The organism is Streptomyces sp. NPDC111656 (assembly GCF_055656965.1).
The window spans coordinates 1-16,810 of record NZ_JBVKCA010000050.1; the positions used below are offsets into that span (position 1 = coordinate 1).

The 16,810-nt window shown below is 69.0% G+C and carries 18 protein-coding genes; 10 read left to right on the forward strand and 8 right to left on the reverse strand.

Annotated features, from left to right (window positions below; genetic code table 11):
* The first annotated feature begins 439 nt into the window (after positions 1-439).
* The 3 genes from ACZ7M3_RS51870 to ACZ7M3_RS51880 are packed head-to-tail and all read left to right on the forward strand — an operon-like array spanning position 440 to position 1,788.
* Positions 440-604 carry a hypothetical protein gene (locus ACZ7M3_RS51870; RefSeq protein WP_472073694.1) on the forward strand — a complete coding sequence of 55 codons (165 nt, stop codon included), beginning with the start codon at positions 440-442 and terminating at the stop codon, positions 602-604.
* Positions 601-1,428, forward strand: coding sequence for a hypothetical protein (locus tag ACZ7M3_RS51875; protein ID WP_472073696.1), 828 nt, complete (start codon positions 601-603; stop codon positions 1,426-1,428). The genes ACZ7M3_RS51870 and ACZ7M3_RS51875 overlap by 4 nt, the downstream gene beginning before the upstream one ends.
* Positions 1,429-1,485: 57 nt before the next feature.
* Entirely contained in the window at positions 1,486-1,788 is a 303-nt protein-coding gene (locus ACZ7M3_RS51880) for a hypothetical protein (RefSeq protein WP_450430968.1), read from the forward strand.
* Between the two features lie 92 nt (positions 1,789-1,880).
* On the opposite strand, the gene ACZ7M3_RS51885 is transcribed toward ACZ7M3_RS51880, so the two are convergent.
* Complete coding sequence (locus ACZ7M3_RS51885) at positions 1,881-2,270, reverse strand: hypothetical protein (protein WP_472073698.1); 390 nt, start codon at positions 2,268-2,270, stop codon at positions 1,881-1,883.
* 326 nt (positions 2,271-2,596) lie between these two features.
* On the opposite strand from ACZ7M3_RS51885, the gene ACZ7M3_RS51890 reads away from it, so the two are divergent.
* Positions 2,597-3,082: a hypothetical protein gene (locus ACZ7M3_RS51890; RefSeq protein ID WP_472073700.1), complete on the forward strand. Its 486-nt coding sequence runs from the start codon at positions 2,597-2,599 to the stop codon at positions 3,080-3,082.
* Positions 3,083-3,621: 539 nt separating this feature from the next.
* On the opposite strand, the gene ACZ7M3_RS51895 is transcribed toward ACZ7M3_RS51890, so the two are convergent.
* The 3 genes from ACZ7M3_RS51895 to ACZ7M3_RS51905 form a co-directional block, all read right to left on the reverse strand.
* Positions 3,622-4,689, reverse strand: coding sequence for an ROK family protein (locus ACZ7M3_RS51895; RefSeq protein WP_472073702.1), 1,068 nt, complete (start codon positions 4,687-4,689; stop codon positions 3,622-3,624).
* Positions 4,690-4,870: 181 nt separating this feature from the next.
* Complete coding sequence (locus tag ACZ7M3_RS51900) at positions 4,871-5,557, reverse strand: SDR family oxidoreductase (RefSeq protein WP_472073704.1); 687 nt, start codon at positions 5,555-5,557, stop codon at positions 4,871-4,873.
* On the reverse strand, positions 5,554-6,210 hold the full coding sequence (locus ACZ7M3_RS51905) for a hemerythrin domain-containing protein (RefSeq protein WP_355311394.1): 657 nt from the start codon (positions 6,208-6,210) through the stop codon (positions 5,554-5,556). The genes ACZ7M3_RS51900 and ACZ7M3_RS51905 overlap by 4 nt, the downstream gene beginning before the upstream one ends.
* A 104-nt stretch (positions 6,211-6,314) precedes the next feature.
* Between ACZ7M3_RS51905 and ACZ7M3_RS51910 the strand changes: the two genes are divergently transcribed.
* Positions 6,315-6,926, forward strand: coding sequence for a TetR/AcrR family transcriptional regulator (locus ACZ7M3_RS51910; protein WP_472073706.1), 612 nt, complete (start codon positions 6,315-6,317; stop codon positions 6,924-6,926).
* Here ACZ7M3_RS51910 and ACZ7M3_RS51915 read toward each other — a convergent pair.
* From ACZ7M3_RS51915 to ACZ7M3_RS51930, 4 genes are all read right to left on the reverse strand, one after another.
* Positions 6,919-7,842 carry an MmyB family transcriptional regulator gene (locus tag ACZ7M3_RS51915; RefSeq protein WP_472073708.1) on the reverse strand — a complete coding sequence of 308 codons (924 nt, stop codon included), beginning with the start codon at positions 7,840-7,842 and terminating at the stop codon, positions 6,919-6,921. The two genes, ACZ7M3_RS51910 and ACZ7M3_RS51915, sit on opposite strands and share 8 nt — an antisense overlap.
* A 58-nt stretch (positions 7,843-7,900) precedes the next feature.
* On the reverse strand, positions 7,901-9,028 hold the full coding sequence (locus ACZ7M3_RS51920; RefSeq protein ID WP_472073710.1) for an acyl-CoA dehydrogenase family protein: 1,128 nt from the start codon (positions 9,026-9,028) through the stop codon (positions 7,901-7,903).
* A gap of 274 nt (positions 9,029-9,302) precedes the next feature.
* Positions 9,303-10,814 (reverse strand): sensor histidine kinase, encoded by a 1,512-nt coding sequence (locus tag ACZ7M3_RS51925; protein WP_472073712.1) that lies wholly within the window; start codon positions 10,812-10,814, stop codon positions 9,303-9,305.
* Complete coding sequence (locus ACZ7M3_RS51930) at positions 10,811-11,527, reverse strand: response regulator transcription factor (RefSeq protein ID WP_472073714.1); 717 nt, start codon at positions 11,525-11,527, stop codon at positions 10,811-10,813. The genes ACZ7M3_RS51925 and ACZ7M3_RS51930 overlap by 4 nt, the downstream gene beginning before the upstream one ends.
* A 255-nt stretch (positions 11,528-11,782) precedes the next feature.
* Between ACZ7M3_RS51930 and ACZ7M3_RS51935 the strand changes: the two genes are divergently transcribed.
* The 5 genes from ACZ7M3_RS51935 to ACZ7M3_RS51955 all read left to right on the forward strand — a co-directional run bounded on the left by ACZ7M3_RS51935 (position 11,783) and on the right by ACZ7M3_RS51955 (position 16,719).
* The gene (locus ACZ7M3_RS51935; RefSeq protein WP_472073716.1) at positions 11,783-13,297 is read left to right on the forward strand and encodes a sulfatase family protein; all 1,515 of its coding nucleotides are present in this window, start codon (positions 11,783-11,785) and stop codon (positions 13,295-13,297) included.
* A gap of 60 nt (positions 13,298-13,357) precedes the next feature.
* Entirely contained in the window at positions 13,358-14,593 is a 1,236-nt protein-coding gene (locus ACZ7M3_RS51940; protein ID WP_472073718.1) for a beta-1,3-glucanase family protein, read from the forward strand.
* Positions 14,594-14,621: 28 nt separating this feature from the next.
* Complete coding sequence (locus tag ACZ7M3_RS51945; RefSeq protein ID WP_355311386.1) at positions 14,622-15,341, forward strand: chitinase; 720 nt, start codon at positions 14,622-14,624, stop codon at positions 15,339-15,341.
* Positions 15,342-15,356: 15 nt separating this feature from the next.
* Positions 15,357-16,211 carry a glycoside hydrolase family protein gene (locus ACZ7M3_RS51950; RefSeq protein WP_472073720.1) on the forward strand — a complete coding sequence of 285 codons (855 nt, stop codon included), beginning with the start codon at positions 15,357-15,359 and terminating at the stop codon, positions 16,209-16,211.
* A 73-nt stretch (positions 16,212-16,284) separates the two neighbouring features.
* Positions 16,285-16,719 carry a septal ring lytic transglycosylase RlpA family protein gene (locus ACZ7M3_RS51955; RefSeq protein ID WP_472073722.1) on the forward strand — a complete coding sequence of 145 codons (435 nt, stop codon included), beginning with the start codon at positions 16,285-16,287 and terminating at the stop codon, positions 16,717-16,719.
* The last annotated feature ends 91 nt before the right edge of the window (positions 16,720-16,810 follow it).

A 16,810-nucleotide genomic window follows, 5' to 3' on the forward strand; every position in this document is an offset into this window, starting at 1 on the left:
GACCCGATAAGTCAGACGCACTCGCAGCCACCCGAACCACCCCCGGGACCCACAACCAACCAGCCTACGCCCACGGCAAAAGCAACGGCATTGGGCTTAGAGGTTGTCTCACGTGACTTGATGTTCGTGCGGCATGATGCCGGTCGTGGGTGCTGATCTATCGAAACGTCTGGTTCCTGATGAACTCTGGGAGCTGGCCGCCCCGTTGCTGCCGTCGTTCGCTGCTCGTCCGCAAGGTGGTGGGACCGCTCCGTGTGACGAGCGGGCCGTGTTCACGGCACTGGTTACGCGCTGACCAGCGGCTGGACGAACTCGGGACCCGGGGCGAGGTGGACTGGACCTCGGGGATCGTCGACGCGGCCTCCGTTCGCGCCAAGAGGGGGGATCGCTGACCGGGCCGAACCCGGCCGATCACGGCAAGAAGGGCAGCAAGTTGCACGTGCCGTCCGATGCCCAGGGCATCCTGCTCGCCGTCGCCGTGTCCGGCGCGAACATGCACGACAGCCACGTGGACGTCACCGCCATTCCCCACCTCTGCACCGGCGGTGAACTCCAGCGAGCGGCTTCGTTCCGCGAGGCTGGAGACAGTGGGGAACAGGATTGACCATCGCCGGATTCGACCTGGCGCGGTCGCGGACTCTGGCCCAGGCCCTGCTGTGGCGGATGAGGCAGGAACGCCTGCGCAACTTCGCCACCGTCTTCATGCCGTTCGTACTGACCGTCACGGTCGCCGTCGTGCTGCCTCTGGTCTCGGACGACAGCAGCATGAACGGCGCGGCGGACAGCGCGCGGCTCGGCATGGAGTACGGCGCGAACGCCGACGCGGTCGCCACCGGGCTGCTGCTGGTGCTGATCCCGGGCGTGATCGCCGTACACGGCACCGTCGGCGCGAGCCTGGCGGGACGCAATGTGGTGGGCGCGGAGGCCGGGGTGGGCGCACTCGAGACGATGCTGGGGGCGCCGTACACCCCGGCGTGCATCGCCGCGGGGCTGCTCGGTTACGCCCTGGTCGTCACGACCGGCCAGTGGGCGGTGATGAGCGGGCTCGGCGCCCTGGCCCTGCTGGTCTCCAGCCGACTCCACCACGACGGACTCTCCGTGGATGGCAGCTATGTGGTGCTGTCGCTGCTGCTGCCGCTGCTTTCGGCGTGGGCGGGCGCGGCGCTGGCACTGCTGCTCAGCCTGCTCTTCCCCCGCCTGTCGCTGCCCGGCCAGGGTGGCCTGGCGGGCAACGGCGGCGCGGTGGTCAGCATCGTGACGATCCTCCCCGGTTTCGGCGCCCTGCTGACGCTGGCGCTCGGCCTGGGGAACGTGACACCGCTGCGGCTGCTGCTCGGCGCGGGTGGCGTCACCGCGGCCGTCATCGTCGGGAGCCTGCTGAGAATCGCCCGCGGATTCCGTCCGGAATCGGTGCTCGGCTCGGCCTGAGCGCCGAGCGGGCCGCACGGAGACGGAAAACAGAATTGCAACGACAAGGAATGAGTGATGGCACGACTGAGCATCGAGATTCGCCCCTCATGGATAGCCCGACCTTTCCACCTGGCTTTCACCCGCCCGTTCATGGACGTCGATGGGACCGAATCGGCGGCGCAGTGGGGGACGACGGAAATCCCCGTCACCACGGGTCCGCACGAAATAGCCGTGTACTTCCGCTACCGCGGACAGAAAACCGCCCGCCTGGGTATCGGGAGGGCCGAGTTCACGGTGGAGGGTTCGGCGGACCCCCTGGTGGTGAGGGCAGTCCTGGGCGTCCGTAACGGAAGCCCCTTCAAGGTGGAGGTCGGTTGACCGCATGGGGCGGGGCGGCCGGTGAGATGCGCTGGACTGCCCTCGGCGGGCGGTAGACGGCTTGACGTCGGTGAGTATGCGCGTGGTGTCGCTCAACTCGTTTGTTTCCGGTAGCGGCGGTAGGCGAGGACCGCCAGTGCCACCAAGCAGCCGGTCAACACGGCCATGCACGTGAACAGGAGTGGATTGACCCAGCCGCTCACGAGTTCCTTCTGCTGACCGTCGTCCCAGTAGCAGGTGGCCTGCAGCGGGAAGACGCTGTTCTCGTAGCGGTCGAAGTGGACGACGGGGCGCATGTAGTCGAAGTCGGGACATGCGTGCGACGGGAAGGCGAAGAAGACCTGAGACCAGCCGAGCAGGTAGCACAGGGTTCCCGTGGTGGTGGAGGCCTTGATCAGGCCTAGAAGACGTCGGCCCTTCTGGAGACGCACGGAGGCTAGCCCGAGGCTCACAAAGAGCACCGCCAGGATCCAGGAACCCATCAGGCCGTACCGGCCGCGAACAGCCTGGTGTGGTTGAACTGCATCAGCGCTCCCTCAGTTTGTCCTCCGAGAGCGGGTGGGAAAGGACCACGGCGACCCCTCTCGTTGACTGTTCGAGGACGATACGCCCGAGGTTGATGAGCGGAACATTGATCGACGTGAGCACGTAGTACGCACCGTCCTCTGAGGCGGCCTGCGAGGTGATGCGGTCCGTGCACCGCCACCAGGCGTGCCGTGCACCTGATCGGCGCCGTCACCCATGGCGAACGCGCCGCGTTGAGCCCCAGCGCCAAGTCCCCGACAGGAAAGGCGAGATCACCGCATACGTGCCGCTCCTGGCCCCGCTGGACCCGGCCGGGTGGACGGCCACCTTCGACGCGCTGCACACCCAGTACGCCCACGCCCGCTTCCTCGTCGAGGCCAAGAACGCGCACTGCATCGCGATCGTCAAGGACAACCACCCGAAGCTTCACGCCTTCCTCGCGCATCTGCCGTGGGCCGAGATCCCGCGTGGCCACCACTCCCGCGAACGAGCTCATGGCCGTGACGAGATCCGCCGCCGAAAGGCCACCGCGGTGCCCCGCCGGCTGCGTTTCCCGCACGCAGACCTTCTCACCCGACTCGACGACGCACCGCTGATCGTGTCAGTTACCGAACAGTTTCCTGACGACCGCCGCGTGGGCGGTCATCACGGCATCCTTCGCGGCCACGCGAACGGCACCGACCCGACGATCTTCATCCGAGACCCATCGGCCTGGGGCCAGACGCACGATCGCATCCCCCTCAGCCGCTTGTCCCCTTCCTCGTCGTAGCAGTCGGCGGAGATCTCGCCGAGCAACTGGCTCTCTCGGCACGCGCGGCAGGGGTTCCGGACATTGCGAGGGCAGGGCGACAACGCCACCGCTGCTGCCTACCTCGAATGTCAACTCTGGCGGAGATCGCCCAAGCGCTCACCGGCAGGCCCTCACGGGCCTGTGAGCCGGCTCCGACCCTAGGGTTCTTCTTCCAGGTCAGGCCGGCCTCCAGCGACAGGGCCGCCCAGCCGCGCGAACCCGGGAAGATCCCGACCAACTGGGCAGGCTTCTCCCGGACGAGGATGACCGGACAGCCATCCGTCGGTGCCGTCGGCATTCAGGGCGTGAACAGTGAGCGACTCATCGGGGGGCAGTTGTGTGCTGTCGGCGACGTCAGGTTCATGCTGAGCCACCCCGACATCCCGGCTGATCCGGCTCTGTTGGAACGAGCCGTCGCCGCCCGCAGCGCGGCGAAGAGCCGCTGCCGGCGATCCCGACAGACCGGTGCCCTCTCGGAGATGGCACAAAGTGCCCGCCTGGAGGGCGACTTCAGCTGTTCACGCTCTGGCGGACTGGGTTGAAGCGGCGTCACTGGGCGACCGCAGCAGCGAGGCGGCGCCGACCGCTGCGGCGAAGTCGCCCAACTCGGCCCGACGGACAGGCATCTGCGGTGATGAACGGTAGGTCACGACGTTCGCCCGCACCTCGTTCTCCAGCGGTTTCATCAGGGGCGGTCCGAGAGTGACGAGCTCGCCGCCCACCACGACCATGCTCGGCCCGAGCGCCTTGGCCAGCCCGGCCAGAACCCTGCCCGCGTGGATCGCGGCCCGCCGTACCACCGCGTGCGCGGCTTCCTCTCCTGCGCTCAGTGCGGCCGCCAGCTGTGGCAGATCCGCCGCGACCCGGAAGGCTTCGAGCACCGCCGTGGTCGACGCCACCGTCTGCAGGCAGCCCCGGCCACCGCAGGAGCAGGGCGCGCCCGCGGGCTCGGCGAGGATGTGCCCGAACGCGCCCGACCGGCCGTGAGCGCTGCGGTGCAGCACGCCACCGGTCACCAGGCCCCCGCCGACCCGCTCCGACAACTCCAGGTACAGGACGTCCGTCAAGCCCTTGGCCGCGCCCCACACCGTCTCGGCCAGCGCCGCCAACCGCGGACCGTCGCCGAGCCGCACTCGGGCGCCGAGGCCACGGCCGAGCATGTCGGCCAACGCCCGCTCATCGTGGCCGGCGAAGGGGACGGTGGCAGGGACTGCCACCGAGACTCCCACATCGCCGAGGAGGCCGAGGCGAGGGACGGCACCGGCCAGTCGTGCGGCCAGCAGCCGTGCGACGGCGATGCGCTCGGACCACGGAGCGGCGGGGGAGTGCGTCCCGCCGACCGTGCTGATCTCGTCGCCTGCCACAGTGATCGCGGCCAGCCGCACGTGGCATCGGCCGAAGTCGATGCCCAGGAGGCGGCCCGCCGCCGGATTGAGGGCGAGCTTCTCCGCGGGGCGTCCCGGCCGCCGTGGTTCGGCGTCCGAGACCGTGGCGATCACCAGCCCACTGTCCACGAGCCTGCCGGCGACCTTGTACAGCGTCGTACGCGACAGGCCGCACCGCGCGCCGAGCTCACCTCGTGTCATAGGTCCCGACTCGCGTAGCAACCGCAGTACCTGATCCGCGTGTTGCCCGCTTTCAGGGGCAGGTGCGGCTGCAGGGACGAGGGCCTGCTGTATGTCGTGCATCTGTTCGTACGTTCGTGTCGTTACCGTCAAGATGTCAGCGCTGGGTCGGCGGATGTGCCACTTGGTGAGCACCGGGCCGTCAGGTGGCGAGCAGGCCGCCGTCCATGTGCAGGTCGTGGGCGTTGATACCGGTGTTGCGGAGCAGGAAGTCGGTGGCGTCGGCGATCTCGGCCATGGTCACCAGCCGTCCGATCGGCGTCTGGGCGGAGTGCGGTGGGTTGGGGACGTCGCGCCACTTGGGGCTGTCGCCGATCAGACCGGGGTGCAGGGCGTTGACGCGATGCGGTGCGATCTCCACCGCGAGTGTCCTGACCAGGCCGGTGATCCCGGCGTTGAAGGTGCTGATGATCGTCGAGCCGGGGTACGGGCGCTCCTTGGCCAGCCCCCCGAAGAGCACGACCGACGCCTGCGGGGTGAACCGGTCGCGCAGCACGCGGACGGTCTCCGCGTAGCCGACGAGCTTCATGGTCACGGCGGAGACCGCGTCCGGGATGTTGAACTTTGCGAGTGTGTTGGCCGCTTGGCCCACAGCGGTGATCACCAGGTGGTCGACCTGGGTCACGTCCGCGAGCGAGGCCTCGATGGTCTCGGGCCGGCCGAGGTCGAGCGCCAGCCCGCGGGTGCCGCCGCCGATGCGCGCCGCTACGGCCTCGGCCCGCGCCTTGTCCCGGCCGGTGACGATGACGTCGTCGCCGCGGCCGACGAAGTGCTCGGCGATGACGCTGCCCAGTCCGCCGCTGCCGCCGACGATGAGTGTGCTGGTCATGCTGTGAAGGTCCTTCCGGATTCGGCGGCCTGGAGGCTGCTGAGGGTGGCTTTGGCCTGCTCGTGCATGGCCGGGACGAGGTGCAGGGCGGCTTCCGGCAGGTTGGCGGTGACGATCGCGAGTTCGCCGGGCGTGCCGACCTGCTGGAAGAAGCCGATGTTGAGGTGGGCACCCACGGGCGGGGCCGAGGCGATGACCGCGCGGGAGAACTCCGCCCAGGCCTCGTCGGACATGTGTGTGGTCAGTGCCGGGAACAGCACCGGCTCCTCGTGCTCCAGGTGGGTGTGCACCAGGTCGCGTACCGCCACCGCCGCGTCGACGAGCGCCGTCCGCTCGTCGGCATCCCGCACGGGAGCGGCCGTCAGCGCGTCCAGTGCCGCGTCCAGCGCGTCGTGTTCGGCCGCCAGGTCCGCCAGCCCGGCGGCCGCCTCGGGGTCCGCGGCGGTCAGTTGCGGCCAGAGCACGTCGTCCTCGCTCTCGTGGTGGTGCCGCAGCGCCGCCACGAGGAAGTCACGCAACTCCGCCAGGGCAGTGGCGGGAGCGGTGTCCCGCTGCGCCGCCTCCGCCAGCAAGGACGTCGCGGCCCTGTGCATCTTGTGCAGCAGGCGGGTCTCGGCGACCGCCGCGCCGCCTTCGGGTGTCTCAGCACTCACTACGAGATCCATCTCCCTAGTTAATATCCAAGTGGATACTAACGTAGCAGTCGCGGCGGACAATGTGTCGCGCCGCCGTAGAGTGATCACATGAAGGAGGTGTCGTGAACGACATAGAGCCGGTCGCCGAGCAGTCGCGCAGGCGTCGGAGGGATCCCGAGGGACACCGGGCGGCCATCATCGAGGCGGCCCGCCAAGCCTTCGCCGAGCGCGGATACGCCCGTACGACCCTCCGTGAGATCGCCGGCCGGGCGGGCGTCACGCACGGCCTGATCACGCGTCACTTCGCCTCCAAGGAAAGGCTGTTCCTCGCCGCCGTGCCGGGCAACCGCGACCTGGAGGACGTCGCGGCCGGTGACCCGGCCACGCTGCCCGACCGGATCGCCCGTGCCTTCGTACGGCGACTGGAGACCGACGCCGTCAACGATCCGCTGATCGCCCTGCTGCGCAGCGCCGCATCTGACCAACGTGCCGCGTCGGACCTCCTGGTCGCGATGCAGGAGCACAGCACCGCCGTCTACCGGTCCGTCCTGGCACCCGGTGGGACCGCCGCCCCCGGTGACGACCTGGACACCCGCGTGGCGCTCGTGGGGGCGCAGATGATCGGGGTGGCGTTCAGCCGGTACATCGCGCGGACCGAACCTCTTGCTTCGATGCCGTCCGACGAACTCACCGAACACCTCACGCGGATACTGCGGGGCGTCCTCTTCAGCTGACCTCCTGGATCAACCGCTGGAGTCGGTTCAAACGGTCCGTGGTCGGCGTGCCCGGCACGGGTTGCAGCAGGAGCAGCCGCTGCCGGGACAGGGGGCTGGCGAGGACGACACAGTCCAGGTCAAGGCGTCCCACCTGGCGGTCGAAGACGGACTTCGTCGAGCAGCGCAGCGTCGACACCCGATGCCGGTCCCACATCTCGGCGAACTCCGCACTGGCCGAGCGCAGATCGGCCACCAGTGTCGCGGCGGCGGGGTCGTGGCCGCGCTGGGCGAGGGTGGCCCTGAGGTCGGCCACGTACGACAGACTGGTCGCCTCCTCCTCCTGCGGCGATGCCGAGCGCAGCACGGAACGCCAGTGCGCGGAGGTGAACCAGTGCCAGGTCAGGTTCTTCTCGTGACCGGAGCGGTCGGTGAACGTGCCGAACAGGGCGATGTTCAGAGGGTTCTGCGCCACGACGTTGGAGAGGTCGTCGCAGATGAGCGCGGGTGTCGTGGCGGCGAGCGCGTCCAGTCTGTACGAAAGGCCCGGGTCGACGTAGTCCGGGGCCTCGGCGGGCGTCGGCGGCGCCTGCCCGGCCAGCAGGTACACATGGTGCCGTTCGTCGGGGGTCAGGCGCAGGGCGGTCACGAGGCTCGCGAGTATCGAGGCCGACGGCTGCGGGCCACGGCCTGTTCGAGGCTCTCGTAGTACGCCGTGGACATGTTGGCCAGCGCCGCCACCTCGTCCCGGCGCGGCCCGGGAGTCCGACGCCGGGCGCCGGGGGAGGCCGAGGTCCTCGGGGCGCAGGGCCTCACGGCGACGGCGGAGGAAGTCCCCCAACTGGATCCGGTCCGTCACCTGGGCGCCCGGGGTGGGCCGCCAGTCGGGCTCCGTACTGCCGATCAGGTCGTGGGCCGTGTCGAGCGGGTGCTTCATGCGACGCATCGTCGCACCGGAGCCCCCCGGCGGCATGAGGAGCGCCCGTTCTACGATTTCAACGGGTTCTCGAAGACGTCCATGCTGTCCCCGGACCGAATAGAAGCCCGACGAAGTCCGCCGCGATGGTGTGGGGGCTGAACTGCGGGAGGTGTGCGAGTGCCGCCAGGTCGTGCCGGATGAGGGGGAGTGAGGTGGCCGGGGCGCAGCGGCCCAGGTCATGCGGGTCCAGCAGCCTTTCCGCAGCCTCCCGGCATTCCTGCGTGGCGGAGACCAACTCGGCCCGCAGGCAGGCGCGTTCCTGCGCGGGGAGGAACACGGAGCTCGCGGGAGCCCGGAGCAGCCGGGCATCGAGAGCGTCCGCTACGCGCAGGACGCGCCCTGTCGCCGAGTCGAGGAGCCGACAGGCGGCGGCCGCCTCCATGGCACGCCGGACGCCCCGTGCGGCTCCGAGTAGCGGGGCGAGCATGACGACGGCGATACCGAGCTGTGCCGTCGCGCCGGCGGGGGAGTCGGGGGCCCGGACCGCCGCGGAGGCGGAGGACAGCACGTGCGCCGGGGGTACCACCACGTCCTGGGCCACGAGCGTGTGACTGTCCGTTCCCGCCATGCGGGTGATGTGCCGGGGGTGTTCGACCGTGAGGTCCCTGGTGGAGACCAACGCCGGGCAGTGCGAGATGGGTTGACCCTCTGTGAGTACGGGCACCGCAAGGACCGTCCACGCCGAGTCCTCGCAGCCGGTGAGGGCCTGCCACCGCCCTGAGATGCTGAAGCCGTAACCGGTCGGCTCGCCGTGGGCCCTGAGCGGTGTGGCGGAACCACAGACGACCGCGTCGCGGTCGGCGAACAGAACCTCTCGGGCAGCCTCGGGGAACACCGAAGTGCACACGGTCTTCAACGCCGCGGACAGTGCGGTGGTCCATGCCGTCGACGGACACCGCTGCCCCAGTTCGGTGATCACCCGTACCTGGGTCCGCAGAGTGGCTCCGGCACCACCGGAGGCACGCGGGACGGTCATCGCGAACAGCCCGGCCCGCCGTACCGCCGCAAGGGAGTCCGTCGCCGGACGCAGACCATGCTCCCTCCGCGCGGTGCTCGTCTCCAGCGTCCGTGCCGCGATACGGGCCCGCTCCACCAGTTCCTCGCCGCAGGCGGCCGTGGACGCGATCCGCAATTCAGTGCTCATGCCAGGTCCTTCGCAAGGGAACGCCACGTCGCTCGTCACCGGTCGCGAGTCGCCCAGGACTGCCGTGACGCGTCGTCCGATACGCGACGGCGTGCGCCGCACGAGGCGGTCGGCGTTCCGCGAGAATTGACCAGGGCAGAAGAGCGGATGCCGCATCGAGAATGCAGGGACACCGGGAAAAGTTGCAAGGAGTCTACCGCCGGAATTAATTGTCCTTGGCGCGGATTAATTCGACCGGGAGGAGCAGTAGGGAGCGGATATCACCCGCGCGGAATTACCCTGACACGCCGCCCGACGGACCTGGATCCGGGCGAGCCGGAAGCGCCTCGGGCGTGCCGGTGAGCCAGTCGCGGGGCAGCAGCGGCAGGGTGTGCGCCACGTCCTGGACGCGCGTGGCCGGCAGGCTGACCTCGAAGCGGGTGCCGGGCCGCCCGTCGGGGCGGCCCGACACGGTGATCCGGCCTTGGTGCAGGGCGACCTGCTGGGCGACAAGAGTCAGGCCGAGGCCGGAGCCCGGGCTGTCCGGGCCCCTGCGGAAGCGCTCGAAGACCTCCTCGCGGCGCTCCGCAGCAATGCCGGGGCCGTGGTCGTCCACGGCGAGTACGGCAGCCGCCTGGTGCCCGGCACTCTGCGCACGCAGGGTCACCTCGATGCGGGCGACGCCGTCGGCGGCGCGGCCGTGGGTCCAGGCGTTGGCCAGCAGGTTGTCCACCGCCGAGCGCAGCCCCTGCTCCCAGCCGTGGACGCGTACCCCGGCGGTGGCGCGTACGGACACTTCGGCGTCGGGGCGGGTGCGCCGCAGGTCGGCGACCGACGCCTCCACGAGCTCCGCGAGGTCCAGCGACGTGAACGCGTCCGCCTCGATCAGGTCGCCCTGTGCGAGCGCCTTCAGCATCACCAGCAGACCCACCAGCCGGGCGTGTTCGCGCCCCAGTTCCCCGAGGACCTCCGTTCGGTCCTCGGGGTCGAGTCCGGGGTGGTCGGTGAGGATGTCGAGGTTGGTCCGCATGCTCATCAACGGGGTGCGCAGTTCGTGAGAGGCGGTCGCGGCGAACGCACGGGCGGTGGTCAGCGCCTCCCCGGTGCGCGCCGCCTGCTCGTCGTAGCGGGCCAGCACGGTCTGCACCGTGTGCGCGAGGTCATCCACCTCGGCGATCCGGGTCGGCGAGTGTTCCAGACGTACGCTGCTGGCCCGGGGGTCCAGACCGCTGGTTCGCCGCTGCAGCCGTCGTAGGGGAAGAACCGCTCTGGCGGCGATGGCCCAGGCGGCGGCTCCGGCGAGCGCCGCGGCCAGCAGCGCTCCCGTCAGCAACCGTCCGCGCACCAGGGTCAGTTCGTCCTCGGCGGTGTCCGGCGACAGCAGCCACAGGTTCGGCGTGGTGCCCTCTTTCGCCGCACCGACGCGCAGGGACAGGACGAGCCAGTCCTTGCCGCCGGAGGTCACGCTGACGGGGTCCGGGGCGTTGCGGGGCAGCGCGGGGTAGGGATCGGGCTGCGGGCCTGCCGAGATCGTGCCCCGTGGCCCGGTCAGCCGGATGCCCACGTCCCGCGCGGAGTTGACCAGCCGGCCTCGGCGGACCCGCTCCAGGAGCGGGTGGTCGGTGTCGGCCACGTCCAGGTACGCCTTGGCGTTCTTGGCCACGACCGTCGCGCGGGCGCGCAGTTGGTCGTCCTCGTGTGTACGCAGGTCGTTGCCGACCAGGTGCAGCAGCAACCAGCCGGAGGCGAGGACCAGCACGGGCACGCTCACGCCGACCGCGAGCGCGATGCGGGTGGACAGTTTCACGGCGTGCCCTCGCTGTGCGACGGCCGGCGGTCCGCGCGCAGGACGAAGCCGACCCCGCGCACGGTGTGCAGGATTCTGGGCCGGTCGCCCGCCTCCAGTTTGCGCCGCAGATAGCTCACGAAGGTGTCGACGGCGTCGCTGCGGACCTGGAAGTCGTACCCCCATACGAGGTCCAGCAGTTGCTCGCGGGTGAGGACGATGTCGGCGTTGCGGGCCAGGACCTCCAGCAGCGCGAACTCGCGCCGGGTCAGCTGCAGCGGCCGGTCGTCCAGAACGGCCTGGTGAGAGGCGGGGGCGAGCAGGAGGCCGCCGACGCGGACGGTGGCGGCGGCGGCCGGGGGGCGGCGCCGCAGCAGAGCGTGCAGCCGCAGGACCAACTCCTGGAGCGCGAACGGCTTGACGAGATAGTCGTCCCCGCCCACCTGCAGACCCGCCACCCGGTCGGCCGTCTCGTCCAGTGCGGAGAGCATCAGCACGGGTACGTCGTCGCCGTCGTCGCGCAGGGCCCGGCACACGTCGATGCCGTTGAGGTCGGGCATGGAGATGTCCAGGACGATGATGTCGGGGCGGCCGGCGCGGGCGTCCGCGAGACCGGTACGACCGCCGTCCGCGACGTCCACGGTGAATCCGCTCAGCCGCAGACCCCGTGCGAGCGACCGTCGTATCGCCGCGTCGTCGTCGATCACCAGTACCCGTCCGGTCCCGCCTGCCATGCACACCTCGGTTTCACCGCGTCGAACGAGTCTGCCGGAAGAAGACCGATCAAATCACATGATGCGGCAGCCCCGGACGGAATGGTGCACACATCGCCGGGAAACGAGAACGCATCTCCTCCTGTCCTGTCCGTGAGTTGCCGCCTTCGCGGATTAATTGACTTCGAGGCGGATTAATTGACCTCGGTTCGGAATAATTCGACGAGAGGCGAACAAATATTGACTGGACCGGAATCGCGCTGAAACGCTCCAAGCATGATCCGTACTCGTCAATTACTGGCACTGACAGTCGGGTTGGTGGCGATGGCTTTCTCCGTCCAGAGCGGAGTGAGCGGGGCGGCGACAGCCGCCACCACCCGACCCGTCACGCAACCGGCCGCATCCGTATCCGCCGCGGCCAAACCGAACATCGTCTTCGTACTCACCGACGACATGTCCTCGAATCTGCTGCCGTACATGCCCCAGGTGCAGAAGCTCCAGTCGCAGGGCACGTCGTTCAGCGATTTCGTGGTCAGCAACTCGCTCTGCTGCCCGTCCCGTTCGTCCATCTTCACCGGCGAGTACCCGCACAACACCGGCGTGCTCAGCAACGAGGGACCCAACGGCGGCTTCAACGCCTTCCACGACAACGGGCTGGAGAAGGACACCTTTGCCGCGGCGCTGAAGGCCGAGGGCTACCGCACCGCGATGATGGGCAAGTACCTCAACGGCTATGACCCCAGGTCCACCGTCGACGGCCAGCAGCCGTACGTACCGCAGGGCTGGAGCCAGTGGGACGTCGTCGGCAACGGCTACCCGGAGTACAACTACAAGCTCGCCCACAACCACACGATCGAACCGCACGGGAACAGGAACAAGGACTATCTGACCGACGTCCTCAGCAAGAAGGGGCAGTCGTTCATCAAGAAGTCCGCGGCGGCGCACAAGCCGTTCATGCTGGAGGTCGCCCTCTTTACGCCGCACGGCCCGTCCAGGCCGGCCCGCAGGGACAAGAAGGACTTCCCCGGACTGAAGGCGCCGCAGGGTCCCGCCTTCGACAAGCTCCCCACCAACGCGCCACCGTGGCTGGCCCGGCAGCATCCGCTGACCCGGAGCGAGAAGAACACGATCGACAAGAAGTTCCGCAAGCGCGCACAGGCGCTCCAGGCCGTCGACGAGATGCTCGGCAAGCTCCGCCAGACCCTGACCAGGGCGCACGTCGCCGACAACACCTATGTCGTCTTCAGTTCCGACAACGGCTTCCACCTGGGTGAGTACCGCCTCAAGGCCGGGAAGCAGACGGCCTTCGACACCGACGTGCGCGTGCCGCTGGTGATCGCCGGCCCCGGTGTCGCGGTCGGCCGGACGAGCCGCGCCCAGGTGTCGAACATCGACTTCGCGCCCACCTTCGAGAAGATCGGCGGCGCAGCCGTGTCGTCCCGGGTGGACGGGCACAGCATGCTCCCGCTCCTGGACGGCGGATCGGATGCGGGCTGGCGCACGGCCAACCTGATCGAGCACCGCCACGCCCAGCAGGCTCCCGACGACCCCGACAACCACGGCACCGAGAGCATCAGCCCGCCCAATTACCACGCCATGCGCACGAACTCCTACACCTACGTCGAATACGACAGCGGCGCCAAGGAGTACTACAACCTGCGCACCGACCCCGACGAGCTGCACAACATCGCCGGACGGCTGAGCCGGGCCCGCCTCGCGAAGCTGCACACCGCGCTGACCCGGCTGAAGAACTGCCGGGGCGACGGCTGCTGGAGCGCCGGACACCCGTAGCCCGCAAGCCAACAGGCGTGGCACGCAGGCCTGTTCACCCCCTCCGACCCGTTTTCCGTCATGCACAGCACCGGAAAGAGGTTCTTCCGCATGTTCTCGTCCGATGCCCAACCGCCCAGCCGCCGACAGGCGCTGGCCTCGATGGCAGGGGCCGCCGTCGTCGGATCCGCGCTCCTGTCAGGCGCCCCGCGCGCCTTCGCCGACTCCGACAGCGCCGACCCGGCCGCTGAGGCAGCGCGCGGCGGGCTGCCGCTCACGGTCGTCAACAGCAGCGGCAAGTTCGCCAACCACGCGATTCACCTGTACATCGTGGGCAGCAAGGGAGACCGGCAGGTGCGGGTCACCCGGCGCGGCACCCTGGTCCCCGTCAAACTCTCCGACAACCACGCGGGCGGCTTCACCGACTACGCCATCCCGCTGGCCGCCCGCGGCGCGACCACGCTGCGACTGCCGCGCATGTCCGGACGCATCTACGTGGCCCTGGGCCACAAGCTGAAGTTCAAGGCCGTCAGGGGCGCCGACGGCAGGATCGGCCTGCAGCAGCCGGCCGGCTGGGTGGCGTCCGACCCCAACTACCCGGTACTGCACGACTTCGTGGAGTTCACCCACGACGCGGCCGGCATGCACTGCAACACCACGATGGTGGACATGTTCAGCGTTCCGATGATGATCGGGCTGGACGGAGCGAAGAACCACAGCACAGGCCGGATGCGCGCCGGCGGCCGCGCACAGGTCTTCCACGCCCTGCGGAACCACCCGGACTTCTCGCGGCTCGTCATCGGGAACCGGCGCGTCATCGCCCCGAGCCACGGCCTCGACGCCGGCCTGTTCCCCCAGCACTACTTCGATCACTACATCGACAAGGTCTGGCACACCTACCGCGACAAGAACCTCCTCGTCAGGACGAACGCGGGCACCTTCACCGGCCGGGTCAGGGACCACCGGCTCACCTTCTCCGGTCCGGCGCAGGTGTCCTTCGCCAAGCCCTCCACCCGTGACGTGCTCTTCTGCGACGGGGCGCTCGCCGCCCCCAACGACGGGACCACCGGCCCCGTCGCCGCCGCCCTGGGCGCCGGGTTCAACCGCTCGACGCTGCTGAGCCACCACAAGCAGCCCACCACCCACGCCTCGGCCTTCTACGGCACCGCCGTCACCAACCACTACGCCAAGGCCATCCACGCCGCGACCACCAACGGCAAGGCCTACGGCTTCGCCTTCGACGACGTCGCCGACTGGGCCTCCTACATCGAGGACCCGAGGCCCCAGCACATGCGCCTGACGCTGACCCCGTTCTGAACCGACCACCACCGCAAGGAGTTTCCGCATGCGCAAACCACGCACTGTCCAGACCGTTCTCACGGCCGTACTGATCACGAGTTCCGCGATCGGGCTCAGCGTCGACACGGCGTCCGCCGCAGAACAGCGGGGCGGATTCGTCGTCAGCAAGGCGCAGTACAACAAGATGTTCCCGCACCACAAGAAGCTCTACACCTACAAGGGCCTGGTCAAGGCGATGAAGGCGTTCCCGGCCTTCGCGCACACCGGTGACGCCAAGACCAGGAAGCGTGAGGCCGCCGCGTTCCTCGCGAACGTCAGCCACGAGACCGGCGGGCTGATCTACATCAACGAGCAGAACAAGGCCAACTGGCCGACGTACTGCGCCGACGAGCCGTACGGCTGCCCCGCCGGCCAGTCCGCGTACCACGGCCGGGGCCCGCTCCAGATCAGCTGGAACTACAACTACAAGGCCGCCGGTGACAAGTTCCACGTCGACCTGCTGCACCACCCGGACCTCGCGGCGAAGAACTCCGTCGTGACCTGGAAGCTCGCGCTCTGGTACTGGATGACCCAGTCCGGCCCCGGCACCATGACGCCCCACCACGCGATGGCCGGGAGCGGCGGCTTCGGCGAGACCATCCGCAGCATCAACGGCGGTCTCGAATGCAACGGCAGCAACACGGCCGAGATGCGGGACCGGATCGCGAAGTACAAGAGGTTCACCAAGATGCTCCACGTCGGCACCGGCCGGCACCTCAGCTGCTGACGACGGGGGGACGTCATGCCGAAAGTACGCCTCCTCGCCCTGCCGTTACTGCTCTCGGCCGTGCTCGTGGCCGGCAGCCAGGGAGCAACGCCCACCGTGTTCGCGGCGGGAAGCCATTCCGCTGCCGCCGCCTCCGCGGCGAAGAAGAAGGGCATCAGCGCCTGGAAGTTCAACGGCGTCACCAAGGCGCTCGCGAACTCGAACGTCGGGTGGTTCTACACCTGGTCCTCGAGCAAGGGTGGAATCAAGCCGCCGCGAGGTGTCGAGTTCGTGCCCATGATCCATGACAAGGGCTCGGTGACCAAGAAGGAGCTCGACCAGGCGAAGAAGCAGGGCAGCACCCTGCTCGGCTTCAACGAACCCGACAGGCCGGACCAGGCGAACATGACCGTCGACCAGGCGCTTGACCTGTGGCCCCGGCTGCAGTCGACCGGTCTGCGCCTCGGCGCTCCCGCCGTGGCCACCGGCGGCGATGTCGCCGGCGGCTGGCTGGACCGTTTCATGAAGGGCGCTGCCGCCCGCCACTACCGGGTCGACTTCATTCCCCTGCACTGGTACGGCGCCGACTTCAACTCCCAGCGAGCGACAGGGCAGTTGCGCAGCTACATCGAGGCCGTGCACAGGCGCTACAAGAAGCCGATCTGGCTCACCGAATACGCCCTGACCGACTTCTCGTCCGGCACCCCGCGCTATCCGACCGAGGCGCAACAGGCCGCATTCGTGAAGAAGTCGACAGCCATGCTCCAGCATCTGTCGTACGTCCGGCGCTACGCGTGGTTCACCCTCTCCACGAACCGCGGCGACGGCACCGGCCTGTACCACGGTGCGAAGGCCAACCGGGTGGGCGCCGCCTATCGGGCGGCGGCCTGAAAAGGCCCTCTGCCGCCCTTTCGATATTCCGATCTCGATCCAACGACAAGAGAAGAGAAACGAGGCTCACGACATGAGCAAGCGGATCCTGCACGCTTTCCTCGCGGCCGGAACAGCCGCACTGACCGTCGTCGTCGCCCTCGCTCCGGCGAGTTCCGCCGCGACCGACTCCGCACAGGCTCACAAGCCGAAGTGCTGGGCGACGCACTACGGCCCGATACCCGCCGGCAGCACCACGGCGAACGGCGACATCTTCGACAACAGCAAGAACACAGCGGCGACCTCGCTGACCCGCAAGCACCAGCTGCCCTTCGGCACCAGAGTGAAGGTCACCAACGTGGCGAACGGCAAGTCCCTGGTCGTACGCATCAACGACCGTGGCACGTTCAAGCGCACGAAGCAGGAACCCAAGTGCCTGGACCTGACCGACGGCGCCTTCCGCAGGCTCGGCGGGAGCCTCGACCCCGACGCCGGTCACATCGTCGTCCGGCAGAAGGTCCTGCACTAGGCCCTGTCGTCACATTCCCGTCTGCCCCGCGACGCCATGCACGCGCCCCCAAGTTCTCGGCTTCGCTCGAACAGGGAGGGACCCCCTTCGC

Coding starts and splice junctions, on each gene's coding strand:
- ACZ7M3_RS51955 (WP_472073722.1), top strand. CDS start 16,285: ATGAGCAAGCGGATCCTGCACGCTTTCCTCGCGGCCGGAACAGCCGCA.
- ACZ7M3_RS51930 (WP_472073714.1), bottom strand. CDS start 11,527: ATGGCAGGCGGGACCGGACGGGTACTGGTGATCGACGACGACGCGGCG.
- ACZ7M3_RS51945 (WP_355311386.1), top strand. CDS start 14,622: ATGCGCAAACCACGCACTGTCCAGACCGTTCTCACGGCCGTACTGATC.
- ACZ7M3_RS51940 (WP_472073718.1), top strand. CDS start 13,358: ATGCACAGCACCGGAAAGAGGTTCTTCCGCATGTTCTCGTCCGATGCC.
- ACZ7M3_RS51935 (WP_472073716.1), top strand. CDS start 11,783: ATGATCCGTACTCGTCAATTACTGGCACTGACAGTCGGGTTGGTGGCG.
- ACZ7M3_RS51915 (WP_472073708.1), bottom strand. CDS start 7,842: ATGAAGCACCCGCTCGACACGGCCCACGACCTGATCGGCAGTACGGAG.
- ACZ7M3_RS51885 (WP_472073698.1), bottom strand. CDS start 2,270: ATGGGTTCCTGGATCCTGGCGGTGCTCTTTGTGAGCCTCGGGCTAGCC.
- ACZ7M3_RS51895 (WP_472073702.1), bottom strand. CDS start 4,689: ATGACACGAGGTGAGCTCGGCGCGCGGTGCGGCCTGTCGCGTACGACG.
- ACZ7M3_RS51950 (WP_472073720.1), top strand. CDS start 15,357: ATGCCGAAAGTACGCCTCCTCGCCCTGCCGTTACTGCTCTCGGCCGTG.
- ACZ7M3_RS51880 (WP_450430968.1), top strand. CDS start 1,486: ATGGCACGACTGAGCATCGAGATTCGCCCCTCATGGATAGCCCGACCT.
- ACZ7M3_RS51900 (WP_472073704.1), bottom strand. CDS start 5,557: ATGACCAGCACACTCATCGTCGGCGGCAGCGGCGGACTGGGCAGCGTC.
- ACZ7M3_RS51920 (WP_472073710.1), bottom strand. CDS start 9,028: ATGAGCACTGAATTGCGGATCGCGTCCACGGCCGCCTGCGGCGAGGAA.